Genomic DNA, 25,772 nt, shown 5'->3' with positions numbered 1-25,772 from the left:
TACAGTCTGACACTCAATTAATCATACAAGTGATCGAGTTCAAAGTTGCACCACCTAGGAGCGCAATTCCTCAAGTTAGTGCAGTCATCCGCACTAAATTTCGACCAAAACCCCGAAAAACATGAAAAAAGTCTCTAAAAATCAAAGAATAATCGTTAAAAATTATTATTCGTCACGGTCAAAGCTCAAATGCGAACAACAAAAAAATCGTTAGATATAATTTATAAAAATGAATCAAACCATCATATTTGTAGTACAAATATGATTGGATATTTGCTTTTAAAAGTTCCCTATATTAGGTAGCTAATAATGAAAACTTGAAAACCACTATTAGATACTGACAGGGATACACGGAAGTGAAATGCTTTTAACACACCCGTTACAGTTTCTCTCGTCCATTAAAAAGGTGTCATTATGAAGAAATACGTTCCAATCTTAATTGCTCTTAGTGCGGTATCTTCTATGAGCTATGCAGCAACACCACGTGAAGATGCTGTTGACTACTTACAGATGCGTAAAGGCGTGGCTTACCAAGTAAACCATTCAAAACCCTTCACTGGTCAATTTGAAGAGAAGTTTGATAACGGCCAAGTCGCGACCCAAGCTCAGTTTGCTGACGGCCAAGAACTAGGGTTAGAAACTAACTGGTATCCGAATGGCCAAGTTGCCTCTAAAGTGAATTACGTTAAAGGTGAACTACAAGGCAAGGCAGAAACCTGGTATCCAAACGGACAGAAAAAAGCAGAACTCAATTATAAAGACAATGAACTATCAGGCACCGCCTCTCGCTGGTATCCCAATGGTGAACAAAGCCTGACCGCTGAATACAGCGACGGACAAAAAGATGGTTTGGTAACGGACTACTACCCTAACGGTAATAAGGCAAGCCAAGCGAAGTTCGATGAAGGTGAAGTCGCGAACGGAAAACTAACTCGCTGGAATACTAACGGTGACAAGGTTGAAGAACTGACCTTTAAAGACCACAAAATTACGTCTAAACAGGTGTGGATGCCGACGGAAAGCTAAATACAAACGGGTGAGTGCTCGTGTTACAAAGCACAAGTACTCATCTTCTTTAATCTCAAGTAGGCACCGTACTCGCCATTAACAAGATCTATTGACCTAATCTCCCCCTTCTTCCTTTTCCTCTCCCTTTATGCCCAAGACAATCACTAATAACAAAATAATCATCAATAGCCATTGAAAATAATAAATATTTAACTTGCGCATAACCTTTCCATAAAATACTGTAAGCAAACGTTTCCGTTGCGAGTCAGATCTCAATTACCGACCTCGTAAGCTATCTACACGCAAATAAGAGAAACACGATTCCAAATACGTTGTTGAGTCATATTGTTCTGCTTTGGTGCCCGCCTATGAAAATTTAAACCTCCCTTTTTAGCCTAACTTGTTTATCCATTGTGTCTTTGTTGGTTGTTGTGTCATTCACTGAACTGGCCAACCTGAAATTGATCAAACTTGAAAAAACGCTGATCAAAGTAAAGTCGCTCGAAGTCTCTATGCTTCAGCTCAATCGAACGGAACTAGAGTTTCTAATAAGCCATGAGAAAGCACTCAAGCCAGTATTCGCCAAAGAGTACTCTCACTTTCAACAATTGATGGGGAGCTTTTCCGTCCTGCTCAAAGAGTCTGACATTGCAGTCCCAGAGCTAGAAAAACTGACACTTGAAGTGAAACAATACGACAAAGACTTCTCTTTAATGGTAGATGCCATCGACCGCAACCCCGCCAAGGTCGCTGAACTGAAATCAGAAATGAAAATACTGTTTGAAGATATCATCTCTATATTCATCAACGTTGAAGGCCGATTAGAACAGCAGGTCGAATCAATTCAACAAACCATTACGACCTTTATTATTGGTTCCATTGTTACCGTCGCAGCATTACTGATGGCACTATCTTTTGGCATTTCATCTCGTGTCGCGAAGAAAATAGCTTCGTTAAACTCAACCATGTTGTTGGTATCGCAGCAACGTGACTTTACCGTAAGAGCCGACGACAGCGGAGCGGACGAAATAGCCGATATCGCAAGGGCGTTTAATACCGTACTTGCTGATACTCGTCAGTTGGTCGGCCAAGTTCAGGGCTCTATTCAAGAGTTAGGCAACATATCTAACCAGCTTCAGAACGATGGAATGGAAGTTGAGAGTGCTTTAAACAAACAACAGCAACAAACCGAAAATATTGCGACCGCGATAAACCAGATGGGCAGCAATATTCAAAATGTGGCCACCAACAGTGAAAATGCCTCATCCAATGCACAAACCAGTTTCTCCACGGCGAATGATGGCCTGAACGACGTGGCATTCACCAGAGACACCATCAATACGCTTTCAACTGACTTAGTGAGTGCGAGTGAAGAAGTGAATCGCCTTTCTGTGCACTCAGAAAAGATCAATACCGTACTAGAAGTGATTAAAGACATTGCTGAACAAACCAACCTACTCGCTTTGAACGCCGCTATTGAAGCAGCGCGCGCTGGAGAGCAAGGTCGTGGTTTTGCGGTCGTCGCCGATGAAGTGAGAACCTTGGCTGGCAGAACACAGCTTTCAACCGAAGAGATCTCAACCATTATTCAAGGGGTTCAAGATCAAACCCAAATGGTGGTTAACACGATTCAAAATTGTTGTGAAAAAGGTAACAGCAGTGTGGACTCTTGTGAGAAGGCACATTCAAGAATCACATCGGTTATCGCAGACATGGAAACCATTCTAAATAACAGTTTAGAAGTCTCCAATGCTATGAAGGAGCAAAGTGAAGTTACGTCAGAGATCATCGAAAACGTAGATGCCATTAAACAGCTGACACTGACGAATGTAACGAGCGCTTCAAAAAACGCCGCTTCTGCAACTTCAGTAGTAGAACAAACAGACTCACTTGAACGCGCTGTCATCAACCTAAAAGCCTAGCTCTTAAGCCGCGGCTTACACGCTTATTGCGCTTCAAACGACTCTCTACTCAAATTTCAGATAAAAAAACGCTCATGTTGCCTGTATCAACATGAGCGCAAGGGTAGATCTTCGACTACCGTCTCCTACCTTTCTAAACGAAAGCAGAAGTTATAATTAGAATAGTTGGGAGCAATAATCAAAATGCTTTCGCAAGCACTTCAACGATTTCTTCTTTGTCGCTAATAAGAACAACGGGTAACCATTCGAACCCTGTTCATTCCTATCAAGTCCATATCTATATAGCAGGCTATGTCACTGCCTTGCCTACTACATTTCAAATCATCTCTGGTCGAGCTCTATAACACCTAAAACAAATGCTAGCGGTCTAAAGCATTTTGGCTTTTAGCCATTTTTCCTTTCTAACCATTTAGCCTTTAAATCGTTCTTACTTATCCGCTTCGCAGCGTCAGTTCATGCAATCAACACAGCAAAGTTATGTGTTGCTACAGAAAGTTAGTAAATAATAATGTATTACAAATAAAAATGACATCTAAAGATTCAATTTTTTGCTGTAGCGCACATTTATTGATGAACAAAACTCTTAAAAACCATGATCAACAGACAAACAAAACACTAAAAATCATAAGCTTACCTATACAAACTGACTTTGTAACCCTTTGTAAATAGTGGTTTTGTCCTAACAACACGATCCAATTCACAGATCATGCGCCTTCAAATCGTTAGCATATTTGTATTATTTAAATGCAAAACAAATTTGAAATGGCCAAGAAATCGTTTCAACAAAAAATTGCATTTAGGACAAGAACTACTCTATTTGGCTTGTAATTATGGCCAATACTCAACCTATAAATATGGAATTAATACCATGAATAAAACTAAAATCGTGATTGCTGTGGCATCTGTACTCGCTGCTGGCTCTGTATCTGCGGCGTCTTTCGATATGAGACACGAATACAAGAGTCATACAGATCAACACGCTACTCGTGTAAAACTGGGCGATAGCATTGGCAACTTCCTTGTAGATATCGAAGCGAAATTCAAGGGAGAAGACGGTAAATTCATGGAAGATTTGAAGAATAACGGTTGGGAGCTTGGTCTAAATTACCGTCATGTACTAAACGATAACTGGACAATGACTTACGGTATGCCAATTGAAGGTCGTGAATCTGGCGTTACATACAAACCTCAAGTTCGTGCAACATACAAAGTGGATAGCGTTGATGGCCTAAGCCTAAGTGCTCGTTACCGTTACGATATGAGACAAAACACAAAATCAATTGCAACTGACTCGGACGGTAAACCTATCTTAGATGACGGCCACTTAACTTATCAGAACGATGAAAACCAACGCCGTCATCGTCTAACGGCAAACGTCAATTACTCAATGGAAAACTGGCGCTTTGGTCTAGAAGGTAACTACTACAAAGCGGATGGATATGACATCTACGACAACGACGATACCAACTACGAGTTAAATGCAAGTATTCGCCACATTATGGGTCAATGGGCACCATATGTAGAGTTTGGTGATGTGAGTACTTCATCGACTAAAGCGACTCGTGAACTGCGTAGCCGTGTTGGTCTAACTTACAGCTTCTAATCGATAGCTATATAAATAATCTAAGATAATTACTGTCCTAATTTTCTAAGACCTAAACAAAAGCCAGCTTAATCGCTGGCTTTTTATGTTTTCAAATCAGGTTATTCAACAATGATTCGCTTACAGGAAGGTACAACCCTAACGGCTGATCCGATATAAAAAGGAAAGTGTCACTTCATCATTAGGCACGACTCGCTTCTGCTGAGCCAAAAACAATTCCGCCGTCGAAACGGCATCGGCTAATGCATTGTGGCTGTTGTACTCAGGAAGCCCATACCTGTCTCGCGTACCCGCTAGAGTTAAATCCACCTCTTCATGGTTACTGATCGCTTTCTCCATGCTCTTCTCAATACATAGTGTATCTAGCCAAAGTAAAGGCAACTGCCTTAAGCCATAGCATCTTAATAGATACTGGCTAATGAACTTCTCTTCGACCACACAAGCGTGCGCGACGATGATCTTACCTTTTGCGGCTTCGAAAAACGTCAGCATAGCATCATGAATTGAAGCGCCCTCTTCCAGCATTTGTGGTGTGATGTGGTTGATAACTGCAGTTTCAGCATTGATCTGCGAATCGTTATCCAGATAAATATGCTTGGCGGACGCTAAGTCTATTCGCCCCTTGACCACATCGACCCAACCCATAGATAGAATAAGGTCTTGCTCACTGTCTAAGCCTGTAGTTTCAAGATCTAAAACGATATATTCGCTATCTTTGGCCAAGTCCGTCATCTCTGGGCAAGGTTGATCCACAAGAGCATGTAACGCCTCTGGCAGCTTAACCGTATTCAAATACTGCTTACGCTTACGTTTAATTCGCTCAAGCGGATGAAAGTAATTTAAAAACGATTTCATCAGCGTGCTCCGAAACGGATTTTCGCGGCTTCTTGAAGGTCAGCAATGATCCTAAAGGCATCTTTCAAGTGTTTACGCTCAAAGCTACCAAAGCTATCTGGGTTGATATTGTTGTCAGGCACATCCCCGTTCTTCAGCGCTTCAAGTTGATGACCGAATCGGAAAGAGAGAATGTACTGGTAAGCGCCCAGAATGTTCTTGAATGCGTCGTCGCTCAGCATGCCTTTTTCATTGGCAGCTGCGAAACGTTCATCGGTTGCTGACAAATCACATTCCACCGCTAATCCGTAAATACGCGCAAGATCAATAATCAAGTTAATGGCGTACTTCTTCACATTGAGTGTTTTCTTGTTCTCACCTGACTTCTCTAATACCAAACTATTGAAAATACCCAATGGCGGGTTGGTGTTTACCGCATCTTTCACTAGTGTGCTTAAAAACTCACGGTTACTGCGAATGTTAGAATGCAACTCATCACGAAGAATGCCTTCGAACTCACTGTTGCCATAGATGGTTCGAATTTCTAGGAACACACTGATGTTGAGTAAGCGTTCGTACTCAGGGTTAGCCACCCACTTCTTGTAGTAGTGCTTCCAAACACCGAGTGGCTGGCACCATTTTGGTGTCGCCGCCATGAATTTACCCGGACACAATGGGTAATCACAGCTCGCTAATCCGTTAGTCACCATCATTGCTAGATGTTTAAAGTAAATTCGGTCACTGTCGGTTGCATCGTCAGCCAGTACAATAGCACTGTCTTGGTCCGACAGCATGTGCACTTCATTACGCGCGTGCGAACCGGCTACGATCCAAGAAAAGTCGCAAGGTGGCGGGCCTAACTTATCAATCGCTATCTGAATCAATCGCCGCGTGTAGGCATCCATAATCATGGTCATTACCTTACCCACCGTTTCAGGCGCTACCTTACCTTCCACCAGCGCTTCAAAAATGGCTTGTCGCTCTGAGGTGAACGAAGACATGGTTTTCACGCTGCCTGCGTATTTGATTTTCTCGATCAAGAATATCGCTTGAACACGGTGGTTTTGAACCAAGTGAGAAGTAGTAAGCAGGCCAACAACTTTATTCTCTTTCACAACGGGCAAGTTACGGATATTGAATTGCATCATGATAGACGCCGCATGCAGCACTAAATCATCCGGTTTAACCGTCAGTGGAGAGTGCGTCATCACCTCAGAGATCAGGTTATCAGTGCTTACACCATGAGCGATGACTCGCTTGGTCATATCACGGTCAGTGATCAAACCAACAATCGTTTCACCTTCATAAATCACCGCACAGGGTGAGCGTTGATGCAGCATTTCCACCGCGACCGATTGAATAGTTTGCTCAGACTTAACGATGGCCACCTGCCCGCTTGCCACTTCTTCAACCTTACGAATGAACAAGCCTTTCTCTTTATTCGACCACACCACATCAAGAGCCGACTTCAAACGAACCTGAGCCTGCGACGCAAACTGTTCTGCGCAGCTTGGAAATGCCTTAAACAGCGCTTGAAGTGCCGAGTGTGGAATCACATAAAGTAAGGTGTTTTCGATTGCGATCGCTCTGTAGCCTTTCTCATCTTTAACTTCAGAATCTAAGAAAGTAAAGCCGAACAAATCCTCGCTGCCTAAACGCGCACGAAGTACACCGTCTGACTTTCTTTGTTCCATAGAGCCGGTTCGGATGATGTAGAGCGACTTTTCTTTACCCGACTCACACAGATCAACCACATCCCCTTTGCCGAGATAAGTGATCTGAACATTAGAGGCAAGTTCGCGAAGTGCTTCTTTAGGGATCTTATCGAATGGGTCGATTTGACCTATGAATTGAAGAATATTTGGCAGTAGAGACTGGGGCATAATCACACTCACAATAATTTAATTAGTATTATTATATAACTTAAAATACTGGTTACTAGTGCTTTTAACGAAACAGCAAATAATAGATTAAATATTGGACACCAGTCAGGTTTTCATCAAATTTGAATACAAAAAAAGCACGTATCAAACGTGCTTTCTTATCGTCCGGTTTAGTAACCGTTGCGATGTTAACTTTGATTGTCTTAGCTTTTTGAGATAGAAACCCTAAAGAGTGAACTTAGAACTCAGTACTCAGTACTAAAATACCTTCTAAAACAATTAGCTAAAACAGTTAACTAGCAATTGGTAATCTATGATTTGTTTCTAATAGATGACTTGCTGATGCTTGACGTGCTTTGTCACTATTGCCAGCCATAATCGCTTCATAAATAGCACGATGCTCGTTAATGCATGTACTTCCCTCTTCCGAAGAGTGAGAAATAAAGTTAACAAACATGGTCGTCAAAATATTACCGAACGGTAGGTAGAAGTCGTTACCCGTTGCGTTAAAAATCAAGCTATGGAACTTCATATCAATATCTAGCCAACGCTCTTTATCAAGAACCTCTTCGCTCGATATTTCCACCATTTTTTGGAAAATTTCTGATAATTCAATTCGTTGATCGGCAGTTGCAAATTTAGCGGCCAATGCGCAAGCTTCAGGCTCAATGGCACGACGCAAACCCAAAAACTGGTGACAGAATTGGTCTGTATCCGCAAGTCCGTCCATCCATTCGATAAGCTGTGGATCTAAGAAGTTCCAGTATGCACGGTCGACAACACGAGTACCGATTTTAGGACGAGATTCTAATAGGCCTTTTGAAGTCAGAAGCTTAACTGCTTCTCTTAATGCAGTTCGACTGATACCAAATTGCTCACATAGAGCCATTTCACCAGGGATAATAGAACCTTGAGGCAAATTGCCCGACAAAATACCACGAGCGATTTCACGTGCAACTTGCACATGAAGGCTTCGCTTAGAGCCTGAAATTGAATTGAAAGAGCCAGCCATGTGTCTACTTACTTATAAGATATGTATTATTTAAACCGGATTATAGCACTGATTTATATCTGCACCAACTTAGCGTAAGAATAACGAGAGGTCACTAATGATATAGCCTAGAGCAACATTTAACCTACTTTATACGTATTATTCACATAAAACCAAACCTAACTATTTATTCATACAAATAGTTCTTATTTACATATTTTCGTATGCGTGAACTCACAAAACCACTCTTACTCTCCCTAATTATGCCGTTAATGATCAGTTTTGAGATGAACCCTCTTGAACATGGCAAGTGTTATTGTATGATTTATATAAGGGTAAGCTGTAAGATAGGCGACTCTGATGTGTAGCGATTTAAAAAGTACTATTCGATGAGGGAAAACCTCACACTATATTAGACGTATACACTGACACCAAAACGCCAAATTCGTCTGGCTTTTTTTGTTTTTAAAGTTTCAATTTCAGGTGGTTTAAATGTCAATATTTACATTGGTGGAAGATTCAAGCCGCCGAATTCATGTTCAAGTAGCGAGACAAATTGCTCGCAAAATCTTGTCCGGCGAGCTAGAAGAAAATCAGAAGTTACCCAGCGAAATGGAGTTGTGTGAGATCTTTGGAGTCAGCAGAACTGCGCTTCGAGAATCGACTAAGCTACTTTCAGCCAAAGGGTTGATTGAATCTAAGCCTAAAGTAGGCACTCGTATCAAGCCAAGAACGCAATGGCACTTTTTAGATCCACAATTACTGTATTGGATTCAAGACTTAGAAGACACCAAACCCTTCTTGTCTCAATTCTTAGGCTTAAGAAAAGCGATTGATCCAGAAGCGTGTGCACTTGCGGCATCCAACGCTACGGTAGAGCAACGCAAAGAGCTTTCGATTCTGTTCCAAAAGATGACCATCGCAGCAAACGGCTTTGATTATGAAGAGTGGACAACCAACGACCACCTGTTTCACCAAACGATCTTCCTATCGACGGGTAACCAATTTTATATTCCGTTCGCGAACATTCTGTCGACAATCTTCAAGCAGTTTATCGACCACTCTGTCGAAGGCGGTCGCTTTTGTTTAGAAGAGCATAAAGCAATATACGATGCGATTATGTCAGGCAATGCGAATCAGGCTCGAATCGCCTCTCAAGCTTTACTTGATGATGAAAACCAAAAGCTGTCTCGGGTTGAACTAGCCATCGCATAATTAAGATTTACCAGACTGACTCGTGCATCCCAATACACGAGTCAGTCATGTTTTAGTGCCCATTTTTTAACCATCCATTACCGTAGTGTTTCACCTATAAATGGTGAACTCGGGTCCTCTCAGAGAAAACTTACGGTTATACACATAAGGTGTTGTTTGTGTCTTCGCAATCGTATGTTAGGAAAAACTTCTCTCTCGCTTGGCCCCTAGCCTTAAACGCATTATTGATGCAGTCGATGTTGATGATCGACACGCTATTGGTTTCTCCGCTCGGTGAGATTCCTCTTGCTGCCATGGGGATTGCTACGACCATCATCGCGTTTGTGTTGGGTATTCAAATGGCGCTGGCGAATGGTACGCAACTGGTTCTCAGCCGTGCGGTTGGTTCTGGTGTCACCTCTTCGTTATCCAAAGCATTTTGGGCAGGATTGTTCATCAACTTTGGCGTCGCAGCAATATTCTGGCTTCTACTTACCTTTTTTGAACAACCTTTGATTCAAGCCTTAACCGACGATAAAACTCTTCACCTTGAGATCAGCCACTATCTGGATATTTCAAAATATCTGGTGATTTTCACTGCATTAACGCAGGTGATCATCGCGTTGTTTAACGGGTTAGGAAGAACCAAAGTTCCGTTTAAAGGCTACTTGATCGAATTGCCGATCAACGCTGTGCTCTCTTATGTGCTTATTCACGGCTTCACAAACTTTGACGGGATTGGCGTACAAGGTGCAGCGCTCGGCAGCGTTATCGCTATCACCATTCGTCTTGTGTATTTGATTCTGTGTGTTCACTACGACTCATCTGTTTCATTAAAATTGGATACGGAAAAGTCAGAGTTCATCACCAACATTCGTCGCCATTTCATTGAGATATTCCCTGTCGCTGCAAATGTGACCATGCTTTCGATTGGTGCCACGATTTACCAATTGCTGTACTCGCAACTTAATATCAACGCCTACGTAGCGATTACCTTGGTAATGCCGTGGATCCGTGCCGGTACTCAATTCATTACCGCTTGGGCTCACTCTTCCGCGATTACGATCAGCCAAGCGATCGGTTCGAAGCAAATGGATGACCTGACCAAAAACGTTGATACCAGTATCGATGTTGCGGTGGGCATTTCGGTAGTTTGTGCGGTGATGTTTGCAGGATTAAGTTTGGTGATTGGCGATGTGTATCCAGACTTGGATCCTTCTACCTATCAAGCGCTGGCTGTGATTACCCCGCTCTACATCTTCTTGCCGATCGTTCGTGGCTACAACACCGTTCACGGGCACGTGTTAAGAGCGCTAGGTAAAACGACCGATGTATTCAAAATCAACTTTACTGGCCAATGGGTCGTTTCAATCCCGCTTTGCGTATTGATCATCTTTGGTTTAGACGGTTCTATCTTTTGGGCGTTTGCTATCCAACCATTCGAAGAGATAGTTAAAGCGTTCCCATTCCGACATCTAGCACGTAAGTCTTTAAAAGAGTTTGATGCGAACAAAGCCGACGAGCTGATGTATGACTAATCGTCTTACCTAGCTCCAGAAAAAGCTTTAGCTGAGCTGTCGACAACAACCTTGCCACTTGGCGAGGTTGTTTTGTTTTAGGAGCCTGACTTTGGAGTGTAGGTAAGTAGTAAGTAGCTGGAGGTTTGGTTGATATGAGTTAACCAACGTTTAAACATTGGATAAGATTCACCGTCAACGCATCACTAGAAACGCTTGGGGCGAGCTCGACTCACAAAAAGGCCACTTAACGTTGTGTTAAGTGGCCTTTGAACATGTTCTTTGAGGCTAGCGTTGCGATCGCCCTACTCTGTTATCTAATCAGCTCTAGCTATTAACTGCTAACTGCTAACTATTTTCCATTCAGCTTAAGTGCTGAGAAAGTCACACTGTTGTAATCGCCATTCTTTTTGTCGACAGCGAAATCGCCAGTACCACCACAACCAGGCCCCCATACAGGGTGAGACTCACTCACGCTACATTGGCCGTATGCGCCCGCTTTGTAGTAGAAGTCATCTTCCGCATAACCCGTAGGTGAATCGAGTTCATCGATGCCCTTACTCAGGTCGATCTCATACTTAACGGTATCGTGGCGAGCAGTTTCAAATGTCAGGTACATCATGGTGCCTTTCACTTCCACTTTGTAGCTGAACTCTTCACCTAACGCTATCCCCGCTTCACCTGGATCTGCTGGGTTTTCCCAAGTATTGCCCCATACTGGGTAAGCAATATCGGCACGGTTAGGATCTTTTTTCTCTAGGTTACGTTCATAGTTCCAGAATACTGAACCCATTTCTTGGTCAGGAAACTTCTTATAGAAGATCTTCAGTGGTTCATTACCATGTCCATAACCGGTTCCAGCTTTGATTAGCTCGTTGTGTTTTTTAGCATGAATCTGACCAACCACAACAGAATGCGCTGGGTATTTTTCTGGGAACTTAGCGTTAATCGCAACGTGATTCACTTTTAGCGTCGCTTCTAGCGTTCCGCCAACCGCACTGTATTCAGTCGCTGCTGGGTGGCTCGACAATGCCCATTGGTTTCCTTTATCGGCCGTATCAATCGAGAAATCGGCTCCGCGCGGCATCTGACGTAACTCTGAGCGAGCATTTTTCGAGTTCTTAGTCGTAATAGCTTGGTTCTGCACTTCAAATACAAGATTGCCGTCTTTATCGAGATGGAAGAAATCACTATGTGAGTAGCTCATCATGGCTACCCCTTCTATTTCATCAACACGACCATCTTCATTAATATCCGAAGGAATCGTTATTTTCCAATTATGCATATCGAATTTATCGGCAGGTACGGGGTAAGAAACACCGTTATTTGCGAAAGTAACCATTGGCACAGTCGCTAATAACGCCACTGCTAATATGTTTTTCTTAAACATGAGTCATCCTTTATTGTTAACAGATACTGAGTACACTCTCAGCACAGAAACTACTTTTGAACACTAATTCGTCATCACGATTTTCTTTAACTCGAACAAGTCACCTGCAAAACAACATCTCTAAACCAATTTCAAATACCTGCCTCGTATTCACTGGCCTTGCCTTTTGCTACGACTGCTATTTCTAACAGTCGAGACTGTTCCCATCATCATTAGTAAACGTAAAAACAATTAATTTGTCTTATTTTAACTCAATTTAAAAGGCGTATTTTTGAAGCTTAACAATATGAGAACCAAGTCATGATTAACTTGGAAAATAGAGCCACAATTGAGATGTTCATTACATTTAACTATATAAACAAGTCAATATTCGGAACTTTTGATAGATCTCACAGAAATACCACCCAGGAATAAATACCATATTTGTAATACATTAATTCAATATCATTTAAATGTTGATTTGTGAGCCACGGATATATTGGATGTATCCAAAATAAAAAATAATAGTGAGACAAAGGTATGAACTCTGTTACAAAAATTGCTGCAATTATCGCTACAACTCTTCTTGCAGGCACAGCGACTGGCGCAACTCTTGATTACCGCGCAGAACATAAGCATGAAGACGATAAATACGCGCATCGTATTAAAATTGGTGGAAGCACGAAAATAGCAGATGAGACAAAGCTATATTTTAGCGTTGAACAAAAATTTGCTCCAAATGCAGAAGGCGATATATACAACCAATTGGAGCGCGGAGATTCTGAATTTGATTGGGGTGTTCGTTATGCGTTAGATGACAAATGGTATTTGCAGCCAGGTATGCCTATTACGTTTGGCGATGAAAAAATGACACTTAAACCACAGTTTCGTGTTGGGTATAAAGCCGACTTCGGCCTAACAACGGCTCTTCGTTACCGTCATGAATTCCAAAACTATACAGACAGCTCAAGTAGTTCTCTCACAAAAATTAACGGCGAAAAAATAGCATTAGCTGGTGAAACGGTTCAACAAGGTAAATTTACATTGACTGGCGCTTATAAGTTCCAAGATGAAGATTTAAAAAACCTTCAATTAAGTTATGAGGCGAACTACGTCAAAAGCTATGAAGATCAAGTCAAAGCGAATGGAAAAGATTGGGAATGGGATTTAGGGGTAAAAATCGGCTATAAATTCGATAATCTAAGACCTTATGTTGAATTTTGGACATCAGATTATGGCTCAGCGGAAGAGAGTGAACGTCAGTTAAAAACACGCGTTGGTGTTACATACTCATTTTAATCGCTCTCATGAACCATATCTAACGTATGCTTTAAATAGGCTTAAAAAATATCTAAGCCTTTTTTATATATAAAACCCCCTCCCACCATGCTTAGTAATTTAATATCAACTAGTTACGTAAGATTATGGGAATAGCGAAATACAATAGAAACTAACCAATAAAAACAACAAAAAATGGCCGCTAGTACTAGCGGCCATTTTTGTATGTGCAGCTGACTCGTTATTCCTGATATTTATCGTGCGACGTCGCTATTTTGTAGAATGTCGCTTGGGCATAGTCATCAAGCTCACCGTTGATGTTTTGATTGTAAACACCCGCTTTGAAATACATGTAACGCCCACCTTGATCGTAACCACTTTCGCTCATATCAACCATTTGAACAACGTCATCTTTGCCTTCACGCATTAGCGTAACAGTCATCGTGTTACCTTTTACATCAATGCGGTAGCTAAACGTCTCGCCAAGTGCAATACCTTGGTCGCCGATCTCTCCTGTCATGTCTCCGACTAAGTTGAAATAGTTATCTGTGCCTTCGTTGGTATTCTCATGAGCAAAATAAACCGTCCCTGTTTCGTGGTTCGGTAATTTTCGGTAGTAAAGACGAATGGGCTCATCATCTTTATCATGTATCTGACCAATGATGAAACGGCCAACTTCGTGCGCGTCACCGGTTGTCGTTGTATGATCAATCTTAAGCGTTGCTTCTAAAACACCATCAATCGCGCCTGCAGCTTTTAGATCTTCAACCGGAGCCGAACTAAATACCCAGTTGTTCTCATTGACACCTTTAGTGCTAATAGACGTATCACCACGACGTAGCATCTCACGCATCTCTGTACGTGCATATTTAGTATTTTTTGAGGTACGTGTACCTTTTACGTATGTCTTGAAAACCAAACCACCATCGTCTGCTGTATAAAAAATTTCTGGATGCTGATAACCATTCGCTAGGTTCCATTCTGAGACATCGTCTGGCTTGCCATTTTTATCGTGGTCAAAAGGTTGAGACAAATACCATGTCGTTAGATCGAAGTTTTCGCTTGGTGCATTACCCGCAACTGGTGACTTGGGTAGATTAGTCGGTACTGGTAAAGGAATACGAGTGTCGCATTTTACGGTGGTTTCACAAGGATATACCGCAGGTTCCCCAAAGTTACCTTTACGTAAATCTTTACGAGCTTCTTTAAGAGCTTTACTTGCTGCGGCCATTTCAGCGATCACCACTTTCTCAGCTTCAACCACATCGTCGGTAATGATATGGCTTACCGGACAAGCATTGATTCCACAGTTAATTGCTGCAAGCTCAGTAACTGAGTTCCAACTGTTTTTGCTGTTACCGTGACCTACATATTTTACATAGCGTGCTTGCACTGGTTGGAACTGAAAACGCTCTAAACCAATCACTCTTCCCGAGCTTAATTGACCTTCTAAAATCGTTGTCCAGTTTTCGCCATCAACACTGACGAGCAGATCGAACTTAGATTGGCGTTGGTTCCCTTTACTAAAGGATGCTTGAATCGCATCGATTTCAATCACCGAACCGTAATCTAGCATTGCCCATTCACCGACACCGTTTGCAGACCAACGAGTCGTGATATCTTGATCAAAGATCCGATCAGGGCCATTACCATCGTGACTACTAGCCGTAATAGCGGTCGGCGTTAAAATATTTGACTTGGTGTGAGAAGCACAACCAGATATTGCGAGAATGATAGAGACAGCTAAGACGCTTTTTATATTGACCTGTTTCATATGAAATCCATTATTGTATTTAAGGTGCAGCATTAAGAGCTAAAACGAGATCGACAATGATGACACTAAAGCCGTTTATCTAACTTCATCATCTCGATAAGTTCAAATCTTACATATTTTTATAATACAAATATATCGATTAATAAAAGAAATGAGAAGATACGCAACTCCATAGAGGCTTTCTGATTTAAAAGTGTGTTGAGAGGTAAATTATGGTCACTAGCAACAGCTAAGAGCACCTTACCCTCTCGCAAAAGCTAAGAACACCAGAGAGTAGGAAGATTATAAATCTCAAATAGAACTAAGTCATAAACTTGTTCCCTTTTAAAAAACTCGTCGAGTTTCGACATAAAACGAGTGCCAAGTCACATTTTTATCAACTAAGCATTCACTAAAACCATTCAAGTCTTAGATTTATTTGTAATACAATTACCCTTAAGGTATGGTGTGTTTGAATCATAACTTAAGTTCTTTCTGGATACTTTTGTGCAATTCAAAGTGGTAATTGAAGCAACGTGCTTTAAGGTCATTGAACACGTTTAATGTAGAAACTGTCGGGGGATCTCGTTAATCGTTACTTCACTTGTCTTGCTCATTGGTTTGTCCAGACGGCTAGTCCGAATACGCCCACACAGTCACCAGCTGTGTGGGCTTTTTTTTGCTTTTCATTGACGATTGAGGACGTGATTGCTCATCCGCGCGAACGACCACACATCAACGTTACTTTGAAATATATGAGAATGGTGAGTCAGTTTATATCTAACAATGCGCGTCTATAACAAAGAGTTTCGAAGGAAATGAAGTGTTAGCAAGAAGCATTGAAACATTGAAACATTGAAACATTGAAAGGCTGAGCTTAAATGAGACGAGAAACAGGTAGAGTTTAACTCAGGCAGAACAGACAGAAGCAAAAAGGTAGAGCTAGAAGAGTAGAGCTGATGATAACGGACTTTGCGAGAAAGAGTGAAGCCGTGGGAGCAAACAGGGAACTTTTGATAAAGCGGAATTGCAGATAAATCGGAATTTGGATGAGACGGGCTTGTAGATAAGACTTTGTGTAGATAAAAAACGAACCTCGCTGAGGTATCGCCGCCTAACAGACAGGCAATACCCTAGCGAGGTCGTACGTCGATTACTTCTCTAGTTTAGCGAAGTAGTCGAAGATTACTGGTACATCGTTGTTACCCATGCCAGCATCAACAGCAGCTTGTAGGCTTGTTGCAGTACCTTGAGCGATTAGAGACTCAGTACCTAGCTCTTCACAAAGTGCAAGGAAGTAACCAAGGTCTTTGTTAGCGTTAGCAACAGAGAAACCTAACTTCTCTTCGCCATCTACAGCGTAGAACTTACAGAATTGCATGAACGGAGAGTTAGATGGACCTGCAGACATGATATCAAACAGTTGTTGCCCATCAACACCAGCGCGTTGAGCAACAGCGAAAGCTTGAGACATAGTCGCAACAGTTGTCATACCCATGAAGTTGTTTACAAGCTTAGTCACGTGACCTGAACCTAGAGCACCTAGGTGGAATACGTTTTCGCCTTGCTCTTCAAGAACAGGTTTAACTTTGTTGAAAGTTTCCATGTCGCCAGCAGCCATGATGTTCAGAAGACCATCTTTAGCGTGTGCAGGTGTACGGCCTAGAGGAGCGTCGATCATGCCTGCGCCTTTCTCAGCAAGAGCTGCGCCGATCTTCTTAGTAGAAGCAGGGATAGAAGTACCGAAGTCTACTAGTACTGCGCCTTCTTTGATGCCCGCTAGAACGCCGTCGTCGCCGTAAACAATTTTTTCAACAACAGCAGAAGTTGTAAGACAAAACTCAACGATGTCACTTGCTGCAGCTAGTTCTTTAGCAGAAGTGAATGCAGTCGCATTGCCGCGATCTGTAACGCGAGCAACGGCTTCAGCGCTTAGATCCATTACGTTTACGTGGTAGCCACGCTTTTGTAGGTTTTCAACCATGTTGCCGCCCATAAGACCTAGGCCAATGAAACCGATTACAGGTTTAGTCATGTTCAAACTCCAAATATAGTATTGTATGATTATATGCCTATTATAATAACTACGTCTTTCTCGTTACGCAATAGTTTTAGGGCATTGATTCGAAGGTTCGATGCAAGTTGTGACGGGGGTTCACTTTAAGAGAGAATACAGCCACGTTTTATATTTCCCCAAACTCTATGATGGGTTAAAAACCGTTCATCGGTAAAATAACAAGCGCTATATGTCATACTATTAACAGTCACAACAGATTCATTACGCAGTTACGTTTAAATTAATTTTGCTTGGGTGGAAAAGTCTTGCTCTTGCCGCCTATGCCCTGCTTCATAAGCAAAAGCTTAGATAAAGGCTCAAGGCTTAGCTGATAATTTCCTACAATGTGGCTGGCCAACTAAGCTGCTCATCCCATCTAGAATATTTTTCTACTCTCTATCGCGGCATAGATTACTTTCTCACTTGAAAGCTAATGTCATGAGCATTTGCTGATAAAGATTAAAATCTGTAAAACAAAAATGCGACGCCCTTTCGAGTCGTCGCATTCTATCTAAGTTTTCGCTATGTATTAGCTTTCAATTACAACTTTAGCTTGCTTGCCGCCGTCATCGACCGCTTTCACAAGTAGAATACCGACACCACCCACTATCACACCACATAGGATGAAGACTAAACGCCCCCACATTGGGTTAGTCAGAAGAGCCATCAGCATGATACCAACACCCGCTACCGCAATCAGTTTACCAAGCATTTGACGTTGTTTGTTATCCAACACTTTTTGCTCTGCCGATTCAGCGACTAATGGTGTTTCTAAGTTGCCAAAGAACTTATCAACATCCGCTTGACGTTCTTTTGATAGAGGCTTGTAAAACATTGTAGATAGTACGAAGAAGCCACCGGTTAGCGTGATGTGAGCAATGAGACCAATCGCAACTTTAACATCAGACCATTCACGTCCTGTTAGAGTATCAAGACCAAACACCGCTGCTACCATCTCTGCGTCGATAACAAAACCAACCACATAAGATACGATACCACCAACAACTAGCGTACCCCAACCAGCCCAATCCGGAGTCTTCTTAATAAAGAAACCAAGGAATGCAGGAATAGTCATAGGGAAACCGATTAACGCACCTACGTACATCATCGTATCAAACAGGCTCAAACCTTTAAGCGAGTTGATGAACTGTGCGATAAGGATAATAGCGAAGCCAAATACCGCTGAAGTAATTTTAGATACGGTTACTAACTCTTTCTCAGATGCTTGACCTTTACGAACGATTGTTTCGTAGAAGTTCTTAACGAAGATACCTGAGTTACGGTTTAGACCAGAATCCATTGAAGACATTGTCGCTGCAAACATCGCGGCAACTAATAGACCAACCATACCTGCTGGCATGTACTCTTGTACGAAGTATAGGTAAGCAAAGTCACCCGCTTTTTTACCTGCATTCGGGTAAGCCGCTGATAAATCAACACCTTGGCCTGCAATGAACCAAGAAGGCATGAACCAAATAAACACACCACACAACATCAACACACAAGCAAGCAGTGCAGCTTTCTTAGCGTTCTTTGAGTCTTTAGCCGCTAGGTAACGGTAAGAGTTAAGCATGTTGTTAGTAATAGAGAACTGCTTAACGAAGATGAAGAATGCCCAAATCGTAAAGATGCTTAGGTAGTTGATGTTGTTGCCCCAAAGGAACGAACCACCATCTTGTACTGGGAAGTTGTTAACAATCTCACCAACACCGCCACCTTGAACAACCGCTACAACCGCACAAGTTACCGTTACCGCCATGATAATAACCATCTGCATGAAGTCAGATGCGATTACCGCCCATGAACCACCTGTAACCGACATTGCCAATACCACTAGGCCAGTCACCCAGATAGTCATGTTCATGTCGAAACCGAAGATACCGGAAGCAATGATTGCTAATGCGTTTAACCACACACCCGCAGATACCACTGAGTTCGGCATTGAAGACCAAGTGAATACTTGTTCGTTGGTTGCACCAAAACGCATACGAATCGCTTCAATTACAGTAACAACGCGAAGTTGACGGAATTTCGGCGCGAAATATGCGTAGTTCATGAAGTAACCAAATGCGTTGGCTACGAAGATGACCGCTACAGCAAAACCATCGTTATACGCTTTACCTGCCGCACCGGTGAATGTCCATGCACTAAACTGAGTCATAAAAGCGGTTGCACCAACCATCCACCACAACATGTTACCGCCCCCGCGGAAGTAGTCACTAGTCGTACTTGTAAATGTTCTAAACATCCAACCTATCGCGATCAAGAATAGGAAATAAATGCCGACAATAATCGTGTTGAGTTCCATCGTGTATCCTTTGTCCGTTGTAATTTGTTACACGGACTATAGGTAAACAGCGAAATCATTTGTAGTACAATACTCCAAATAAGTGACCGCGATCTATATATCTGTAAAATCATTCATCATACAAGTGATCGCTATCAAATATACATCCCTCTAGATACCTTGCATATCACCTATAACCAGGGTGATTGAGAGCTTAAGTTGCGGAAATAGGCCCCAATTATTACTTCTCTTATTATAATAATTGGGCGGAATTGGATACTTAGCAGACCGCGACTTATATTGTAAATAATGATAAAGAGGTACGCTTCACATTGGTAATAAACCAATCAAATGGCAACTTGATTACCTAATGAAAAACCGATATTGATCTATATAGGATACGTAGTTCCACCTATTAAATTTAGTTGGTTAACAAGTAACGGAACGACAAACATGCGTATACGATGACTTTGCAACTGAATAACAAACTCAACGTTAAGCCCTACCTTACCTTTGTAAATCAATCTTCCTAAAAAACTTAATACTCATTAAAATTCAACACCTTAAATTAAATTAATTAATAAAAATGGCACTTAGTAGAATTGATGTAAGAAAAATCCAATCATGAAAACCGACAAGTTCACTTAATTTTACTACTATCGACTTTAAGAATCCGTCACGAAAACAAACGCATATTGTCACGTAAAATGTCAAAGACCCGACTCTAAAATTTTAAAGCATAAATTATCTAAGGTGTTCATATCTATCCGATAATTTAATCCAATATCCGATTGCTACGCTCAACTTTCCACGGCAAATTAGTTCACACAGTCACGCCAATAAGCACTGACATTCACATTCTGATAATCAGCCGCAATCGAACTGAAACGACACCTATTCATATCACGCCTAAAAAAGACCAACATCACACTAATTTCTTAACATCATGGTTAAAACAAGACTGAAGTCTATTTAGGAGACTTCTACTTGTGATCGAAAGCGACTTCCAGAGCTTCATCAATTGAAGAAAAATTGTCATACAATATTCTATATTAAACATTCAAACATAAGGACATGTGGCATGCGCTCAATGAAAGATATCACTCAAGATGCTATCGATATCGTTAAACCCTCTATCGACAAGCTGTTTGAAAGAACCAATAGAAAAGAACTGCATATTGTCGTTATGAATCCACACCTCAAGCCTTGGGAAGCCTCTTTCGAAGACGCCATTCTTTATGAAGAGTCTTTGGGAACCCCTGATAACTGGACTATCAAGTTTGATCACCTTGCTCGTAAGAAAGCTCAGCAAGCATGGCGAGAATCGACAAGCAATCTAACACTTCATTCTCAACACCCATCTTCATTACGTGACGAAGACTTACTGTTTTATGGTTCGTTTGTTTACGGAAACGTGGTTGTTGCCTGCAGTGGCGTACAACAATGGTATGACATGCTGATCAGTGGCTGGATAGCGGTAGCTATTGAACAGCTAGCAATGCACGAATACCAAACAGAAAAAGCAGAAAACCCTACAAAAACATATCGCTAATAATTAGAAACAGAAGGAACTTACTATGAGTAAATTATTGAAATCCATCATGCTGGCAGCTGGCATACTTGTTTCTGCAACGTCGATTGCAGCAGACTACCCGAGCAAAAACATTCGCTTAGTTGTCCCATTTGGCGCGGGCGGCGGTACAGATGCCGTTGGCCGTACCCTTGCAAATAGTGCGAAAGACATTTTAGGACAAAACATTTCAATCATGAACCGTACGGGTGGTGCGGGTGCCGTAGGTATGAGCTTTGGTGCTCAGCAGCGCGCTGATGGTTACACGTTGACAGTAGTCACTCGTGAAATCGCTTCGCTCCCTCAAATGGGTTTGATGCGCCATACCGCAGACGATTTTAGACTCATTCGCTTAGTAAACCTCGACCCAGCGGTCGTATTAGTTGCAGCAGATAGCCCATACAACACCATTAATGATCTGATTAAAGAAGCCAAAGAAAAACCTGGTAGCGTGAAATTTGCTTCAACCGCTGCGCCAAACTTCTACTTAATGTCTCTTGAAAAAGACCAAGATATTAAACTCAACGCTATCCCTTATAACGGTGCATCTGAAGCGATTCCTGCAGTACTGGGCCACCACACAGACGTAACCATGGTGACACCGGGTGAAGCTATCGCTCAACTTCGTTCAGGCCAACTAAAAGCATTAGGTGTCATGTCTGAAGAACGTATTCAGTACATTCCCGATGTTCCTACTTTGAAAGAGCAAGGTATTGATGTAGTAACAGGAACATGGCGTGGTATCGGCGCTCCAAAAGATACGCCGGATGCAGTAATCGAGAAACTAGGTGCGGTATTTGATGAAGCAATGGCAAGTGAAGAGTTCAAGTCTTTCATGGCAAAAGGCGCAATGACTATCCACAACCTTGACGATAAAGCCTTCACTACGTTCGTTTCCGAAGATACAAAATCGCTTACTGAACTAATTCAATAACATTCATCCAGAGGCACAACGATCAGTTGTGCCTTTTTTATCGGTATGTACCTTTCCCTTGCTTTACTTTTTAGGGGTAAATTCTATGTCTAACGCCAACTTAAATCGGAATGTCGTTTTCCCTTCCATAATCATCATACTAAGCGCAATAGCACTCGCGTTGATTACTCAGTTTGATCGTCCGATGTATCAAGATGCAAGTGTTGATGCAAAATTCTTCCCGATGATGATTGTGATTGCTCAAATTGCTATCTGTATTGTTCTCATCGTTCAGCACAAACTCAAAGGTGTTCCAGAACAACAAGAAGCGATGATAAGCAAGATGTCGATCTTCGGCGTGGCCTTTCTTATTGGATACGCATTACTCATCAGTGTGGTTGGCTACCTTTACGCGAGTTTGATTGCCTTTATGTTCTACCTCGTTTACTTCAAAGTTAAGAAGCCAATCTACTACGTTGTCGCCGTTGTCTTTGTGTTTGCGGTTTACTATTTGTTTGGCGAGGTGTTCTACATCGCGCTTCCTGAAGCAACCTGGTCATAGGTGGTCATAATGTTTGAATATCTAATCGATGGTCTCGCAACCGCTGTGAGTTTTGCAGTGCTACCTGTCCTTGTTTTTGGTGTACTGGGCGGCGTAATTTTAGGCGCACTACCCGGTCTAACGGCGACGATGGGCGTTGCGATTCTCCTTCCGTTTACCTTTGGCATGGAACCGACGTCAGCCCTCGTGATGTTAATTGGTGTATACATTGGTGGCATTTACGGTGGTTCTATTGCCGCAATACTACTTAAAACACCAGGGACACCAGCGTCTGCAGCAAGTGTACTCGACGGCCACACCATGGCTGTGAGAGGACAAGCAGCAAGAGCATTAAGTATTTCGGCTGTTGCTTCATTCATTGGCGGGTTACTCAGTACTATCGTCCTTATTGCCATTGCGCCTAAATTAGCGACCTTTGCACTTCGTTTTAATGCTCCAGAGTACTTCGCACTTGCTCTGTTTGGTTTAACTATCATTGCGAGCGTTTCTTCGAACAACATCTTTAAAGGGCTACTTGCGGGTACGATTGGACTACTGGTTTCTACCGTTGGGCTCGACCCAATCAGCAGTGTGCCAAGGTTTACTTTTGACATCATGGATCTCTACAGCGGAATCAATGTCATCCCTGTTTTGATTGGTTTGTTCGCTCTATCTGAAGCATTAAACCAGCTAGAGAAACTGTTCTCTGAAAAGAAAGTCGTCGCGCCGAAGTTTGACCACAAATTATTGAGCAAAGGCGACCTTAAAGAAATGCTACCAACCGCAATAAAAAGTGGTTTGATGGGAACAACCATCGGTTCTGTACCGGGTGCTGGTGCTGATATTTCGGCATTCGTTTGTTACAACGAAGCAAAACGTTCATCGAAAAATCCCGAAGAGTTTGGTAGAGGATCAGTACGAGGTCTAGCAGCAGCCGAATCTGGAAACAACGGTGTAACGGGTGGTTCGTTAGTTCCATTGTTAACACTTGGCGTTCCGGGGGATGCTGTGGCAGCGGTTCTTTTAGGCGCACTCATTGTTCAAGGTTTAACACCGGGGCCTCTGCTGTTTGCCCAAAACCCCGAAGTGGTTTATGGCGTATTCAGCTCGATGTTGGTTGCTAACCTTGTGATGCTAGTGATTGGTTTACTGGGTATTCGTTTCTTCTGCCGTATCATTGAAGTACCGAAGATCATCATGATTCCAATCATTGTCTTCCTTTCAATTGTCGGCGCTTACGCAATTAACAACTCGATGTTTGATGTGGGTATTGCAATCGGTTTCGGTCTACTTGGCTTTATCTTAACTAAACTGGATATTCCGTCTTCACCAATTCTGCTTGCGATCATCTTAGGGCCAATGGCAGAAACAAACCTTAGGAAATCACTGCTGATGTACGATGGCAGTTGGTCTTTCCTTTATGAGCGCCCTATTGCTCTCGCGTTTATCGTGTTAGCTGTATTCTCGGTTTATTCAACGTTAAAAATGAAGAAAAAGCAGAAACAAAAGCAAACTTACGAACATCATGATTAGCCGCTTGTTTAAGCTATAATATTCAAAGAACTCAAAGCCAGAGACAACAGTCTCTGGCTTTTTTCATACATGAAAGCAGCCAATTTTCGTAAACGGTAGACAACAAAAAAGTATGCACTTGGCATACCCTTTTAAGTCGTTTATCTGAGCGTAATGCTGTTCATCTCTATATGAAGTGACTCATCTACGCTCTAGATTATTTCTATTACGCCGTCGCCAAACGGTGGTTGGCATCCTGCAAGTGTGCCGCAGAAACAACTCGTGCCTTATCACTATCACCAGCCATGATTGCTTCATAGATTCTGCGGTGTTCATTGATACATGTGCTGCCCTCTTCAGAAGAGTGCACGATGAAGTTAACGAACATGGTCGTCAGAATATTGCCGAATGGCAGGTAGAAATCGTTACCTGTCGCATTAAAGATCAAGCTATGGAACCGAGTATCAATGTCTGTCCAACGCTCTTGGTCAAACACTTCAGCTTCATCCACTTCGACCATCTTTTGGAAGATCTCTGAAAGCTCGATACGTTGCTCAGCGGTCGCAAATTTTGCCGCCAGTGCACACGCTTCAGGTTCAATCGCACGGCGAAGACCTAAGAACTGTGAACAGAATTGGTCTACGTCGGTTAGGCCGTCCATCCATTCAATCAGTTGAGGATCAAGGAAGTTCCAGTATGCGCGATCCACTACACGAGTACCGATTTTCGGGCGGGATTCTAACAGACCTTTAGAGGTCAATAGTTTAACTGCTTCACGAAGTGCCGTTCGGCTGATACCAAACTGTTCACACAACGCCATTTCACCAGGAATAATAGAACCTTGTGGCAGTTCGCCAGACAAGATTCCACGAGCGATTTCACGCGCTACTTGCACGTGCAGGCTGCGCTTCGACCCCGAAATTGAATTAAAAGTGGTAACCATAAGTTCACTTATTTTATATGTTATGTTTATGTATTATTTAAGGACCACTATAACAGTATTTCAACCTACAGCCAATTGAGTAAAATCCAAACGAATCACAACCTGCAAATTTTTATAATCAGAGATTTAAAAAACATCCTGTGAGAAACGTTATCTTAAATCACTCATAAATCCGTACTCAAAACTAACCCTCTCTGTATCGGTATGAAAACCACCAGCACAGCCTCGAAAAACCATGGAAAAAAGGTACACCTTTAGAAGCGCAATTCATTAACCGCCAGAGATTATTAAATGAGATCCCCTTCCCAAATTACATCAGCCTCTTTCCTACACGCATAAAAAAACCGAGCAACTCACAACGAGTTACTCGGTTTGACTTATTTCCGATATTCTTTGTCATCGACATTAATTTCGTTCAGTTACTTAGATGCGAACACCCTTACAATCGAACATGATATGGCGCTTCGTTCCCGCAAAGCACCACATCAGCACACACCATCGTTAAACGGTATGTGTGTGATACCAATCGTAATAAATAACTGGTCACCCTAGCTTGTTAAAAAACTCGATAACTTCGTTAGAATTTTTGATTGTAGAA

General features: G+C 42.1%; 18 protein-coding genes. 10 read left to right on the top strand and 8 right to left on the bottom strand.

Annotated features, from left to right (window positions below):
- The first annotated feature begins 414 nt into the window (after positions 1-414).
- The 3 genes from AB6C75_RS15490 to AB6C75_RS15480 all read left to right on the top strand — a co-directional run bounded on the left by AB6C75_RS15490 (position 415) and on the right by AB6C75_RS15480 (position 4,533).
- Positions 415-1,026, top strand: a complete 612-nt coding sequence (locus AB6C75_RS15490; RefSeq protein WP_065104082.1) for a toxin-antitoxin system YwqK family antitoxin — start codon at positions 415-417, stop codon at positions 1,024-1,026.
- Positions 1,027-1,430: 404 nt separating this feature from the next.
- Positions 1,431-2,930, top strand: a complete 1,500-nt coding sequence (locus AB6C75_RS15485; protein WP_372108113.1) for a methyl-accepting chemotaxis protein — start codon at positions 1,431-1,433, stop codon at positions 2,928-2,930.
- Between the two features lie 868 nt (positions 2,931-3,798).
- Positions 3,799-4,533 (top strand): oligogalacturonate-specific porin KdgM family protein, encoded by a 735-nt coding sequence (locus AB6C75_RS15480; RefSeq protein ID WP_371728205.1) that lies wholly within the window; start codon positions 3,799-3,801, stop codon positions 4,531-4,533.
- A 138-nt stretch (positions 4,534-4,671) separates the two neighbouring features.
- On the opposite strand, the gene AB6C75_RS15475 is transcribed toward AB6C75_RS15480, so the two are convergent.
- From AB6C75_RS15475 to AB6C75_RS15465, 3 genes are all read right to left on the bottom strand, one after another.
- Complete coding sequence (locus AB6C75_RS15475; RefSeq protein WP_372108109.1) at positions 4,672-5,388, bottom strand: 3'-5' exonuclease; 717 nt, start codon at positions 5,386-5,388, stop codon at positions 4,672-4,674.
- Positions 5,388-7,250, bottom strand: a complete 1,863-nt coding sequence (locus AB6C75_RS15470; protein ID WP_372108108.1) for a DUF294 nucleotidyltransferase-like domain-containing protein — start codon at positions 7,248-7,250, stop codon at positions 5,388-5,390. Before AB6C75_RS15470 ends, AB6C75_RS15475 begins: the two co-directional genes overlap by 1 nt.
- 292 nt (positions 7,251-7,542) lie before the next feature.
- Positions 7,543-8,262 (bottom strand): FadR/GntR family transcriptional regulator, encoded by a 720-nt coding sequence (locus tag AB6C75_RS15465; protein ID WP_371728208.1) that lies wholly within the window; start codon positions 8,260-8,262, stop codon positions 7,543-7,545.
- Between the two features lie 471 nt (positions 8,263-8,733).
- Here AB6C75_RS15465 and AB6C75_RS15460 point away from each other — a divergent pair, with 471 nt between their 5' ends.
- Together AB6C75_RS15460 and AB6C75_RS15455 are read left to right on the top strand one after the other, a co-directional pair.
- Positions 8,734-9,456, top strand: a complete 723-nt coding sequence (locus tag AB6C75_RS15460) for a FadR/GntR family transcriptional regulator (RefSeq protein ID WP_139684996.1) — start codon at positions 8,734-8,736, stop codon at positions 9,454-9,456.
- Between the two features lie 149 nt (positions 9,457-9,605).
- On the top strand, positions 9,606-10,973 hold the full coding sequence (locus AB6C75_RS15455) for an MATE family efflux transporter (RefSeq protein ID WP_372108107.1): 1,368 nt from the start codon (positions 9,606-9,608) through the stop codon (positions 10,971-10,973).
- Between the two features lie 331 nt (positions 10,974-11,304).
- Here AB6C75_RS15455 and AB6C75_RS15450 read toward each other — a convergent pair whose 3' ends face one another.
- A complete protein-coding gene (locus tag AB6C75_RS15450) occupies positions 11,305-12,342 on the bottom strand; it encodes a polysaccharide lyase family 7 protein (RefSeq protein ID WP_371695836.1) in 1,038 nt (345 codons plus the stop codon).
- A 519-nt stretch (positions 12,343-12,861) separates the two neighbouring features.
- On the opposite strand from AB6C75_RS15450, the gene AB6C75_RS15445 reads away from it, so the two are divergent.
- On the top strand, positions 12,862-13,620 hold the full coding sequence (locus AB6C75_RS15445) for an oligogalacturonate-specific porin KdgM family protein (RefSeq protein ID WP_372108106.1): 759 nt from the start codon (positions 12,862-12,864) through the stop codon (positions 13,618-13,620).
- 220 nt (positions 13,621-13,840) lie between these two features.
- Here AB6C75_RS15445 and AB6C75_RS15440 read toward each other — a convergent pair whose 3' ends face one another.
- The 3 genes from AB6C75_RS15440 to AB6C75_RS15430 all read right to left on the bottom strand — a co-directional run bounded on the left by AB6C75_RS15440 (position 13,841) and on the right by AB6C75_RS15430 (position 19,716).
- Positions 13,841-15,373 carry a polysaccharide lyase family 7 protein gene (locus AB6C75_RS15440; protein ID WP_371695837.1) on the bottom strand — a complete coding sequence of 511 codons (1,533 nt, stop codon included), beginning with the start codon at positions 15,371-15,373 and terminating at the stop codon, positions 13,841-13,843.
- 1,132 nt (positions 15,374-16,505) lie between these two features.
- On the bottom strand, positions 16,506-17,387 hold the full coding sequence (locus AB6C75_RS15435) for an NAD(P)-dependent oxidoreductase (RefSeq protein WP_102257328.1): 882 nt from the start codon (positions 17,385-17,387) through the stop codon (positions 16,506-16,508).
- Between the two features lie 550 nt (positions 17,388-17,937).
- Entirely contained in the window at positions 17,938-19,716 is a 1,779-nt protein-coding gene (locus AB6C75_RS15430) for a sodium:solute symporter family transporter (protein WP_102257329.1), read from the bottom strand.
- A gap of 1,060 nt (positions 19,717-20,776) precedes the next feature.
- Here AB6C75_RS15430 and AB6C75_RS15425 point away from each other — a divergent pair.
- From AB6C75_RS15425 to AB6C75_RS15410, 4 genes are all read left to right on the top strand, one after another.
- Positions 20,777-21,247, top strand: a complete 471-nt coding sequence (locus AB6C75_RS15425; protein ID WP_017080997.1) for a hypothetical protein — start codon at positions 20,777-20,779, stop codon at positions 21,245-21,247.
- 25 nt (positions 21,248-21,272) lie between these two features.
- Positions 21,273-22,199: a tripartite tricarboxylate transporter substrate binding protein gene (locus tag AB6C75_RS15420; RefSeq protein WP_102257330.1), complete on the top strand. Its 927-nt coding sequence runs from the start codon at positions 21,273-21,275 to the stop codon at positions 22,197-22,199.
- 85 nt (positions 22,200-22,284) lie between these two features.
- Positions 22,285-22,740: a tripartite tricarboxylate transporter TctB family protein gene (locus tag AB6C75_RS15415; protein ID WP_029222392.1), complete on the top strand. Its 456-nt coding sequence runs from the start codon at positions 22,285-22,287 to the stop codon at positions 22,738-22,740.
- Positions 22,741-22,749: 9 nt separating this feature from the next.
- The gene (locus AB6C75_RS15410) at positions 22,750-24,252 is read left to right on the top strand and encodes a tripartite tricarboxylate transporter permease (protein WP_102257331.1); all 1,503 of its coding nucleotides are present in this window, start codon (positions 22,750-22,752) and stop codon (positions 24,250-24,252) included.
- A gap of 205 nt (positions 24,253-24,457) precedes the next feature.
- On the opposite strand, the gene AB6C75_RS15405 is transcribed toward AB6C75_RS15410, so the two are convergent.
- Complete coding sequence (locus AB6C75_RS15405; protein WP_102257332.1) at positions 24,458-25,174, bottom strand: FadR/GntR family transcriptional regulator; 717 nt, start codon at positions 25,172-25,174, stop codon at positions 24,458-24,460.
- Positions 25,175-25,772 lie beyond the last annotated feature (598 nt).

Origin of the sequence: Vibrio sp. 10N.237.312.B06, assembly GCF_041464685.1 — a bacterium.
GTDB lineage: Bacteria > Pseudomonadota > Gammaproteobacteria > Enterobacterales > Vibrionaceae > Vibrio > Vibrio tasmaniensis_A.
The sequence above is the reverse complement of the archived record's forward strand: the minus strand, read 5'-3'. Positions and strand labels throughout refer to the sequence as shown.

What these genes read in the sequence shown, in the direction of transcription:
- AB6C75_RS15490 (WP_065104082.1), top strand. Translation starts at nt 415, where the DNA reads ATGAAGAAATACGTTCCAATCTTAATTGCTCTTAGTGCGGTATCTTCT.
- AB6C75_RS15480 (WP_371728205.1), top strand. Translation starts at nt 3,799, where the DNA reads ATGAATAAAACTAAAATCGTGATTGCTGTGGCATCTGTACTCGCTGCT.
- AB6C75_RS15475 (WP_372108109.1), bottom strand. Translation starts at nt 5,388, where the DNA reads ATGAAATCGTTTTTAAATTACTTTCATCCGCTTGAGCGAATTAAACGT.
- AB6C75_RS15470 (WP_372108108.1), bottom strand. Translation starts at nt 7,250, where the DNA reads ATGCCCCAGTCTCTACTGCCAAATATTCTTCAATTCATAGGTCAAATC.
- AB6C75_RS15465 (WP_371728208.1), bottom strand. Translation starts at nt 8,262, where the DNA reads ATGGCTGGCTCTTTCAATTCAATTTCAGGCTCTAAGCGAAGCCTTCAT.
- AB6C75_RS15460 (WP_139684996.1), top strand. Translation starts at nt 8,734, where the DNA reads ATGTCAATATTTACATTGGTGGAAGATTCAAGCCGCCGAATTCATGTT.
- AB6C75_RS15450 (WP_371695836.1), bottom strand. Translation starts at nt 12,342, where the DNA reads ATGTTTAAGAAAAACATATTAGCAGTGGCGTTATTAGCGACTGTGCCA.
- AB6C75_RS15445 (WP_372108106.1), top strand. Translation starts at nt 12,862, where the DNA reads ATGAACTCTGTTACAAAAATTGCTGCAATTATCGCTACAACTCTTCTT.
- AB6C75_RS15440 (WP_371695837.1), bottom strand. Translation starts at nt 15,373, where the DNA reads ATGAAACAGGTCAATATAAAAAGCGTCTTAGCTGTCTCTATCATTCTC.
- AB6C75_RS15435 (WP_102257328.1), bottom strand. Translation starts at nt 17,387, where the DNA reads ATGACTAAACCTGTAATCGGTTTCATTGGCCTAGGTCTTATGGGCGGC.
- AB6C75_RS15430 (WP_102257329.1), bottom strand. Translation starts at nt 19,716, where the DNA reads ATGGAACTCAACACGATTATTGTCGGCATTTATTTCCTATTCTTGATC.
- AB6C75_RS15425 (WP_017080997.1), top strand. Translation starts at nt 20,777, where the DNA reads ATGCGCTCAATGAAAGATATCACTCAAGATGCTATCGATATCGTTAAA.
- AB6C75_RS15420 (WP_102257330.1), top strand. Translation starts at nt 21,273, where the DNA reads ATGAGTAAATTATTGAAATCCATCATGCTGGCAGCTGGCATACTTGTT.
- AB6C75_RS15415 (WP_029222392.1), top strand. Translation starts at nt 22,285, where the DNA reads ATGTCTAACGCCAACTTAAATCGGAATGTCGTTTTCCCTTCCATAATC.
- AB6C75_RS15410 (WP_102257331.1), top strand. Translation starts at nt 22,750, where the DNA reads ATGTTTGAATATCTAATCGATGGTCTCGCAACCGCTGTGAGTTTTGCA.
- AB6C75_RS15405 (WP_102257332.1), bottom strand. Translation starts at nt 25,174, where the DNA reads ATGGTTACCACTTTTAATTCAATTTCGGGGTCGAAGCGCAGCCTGCAC.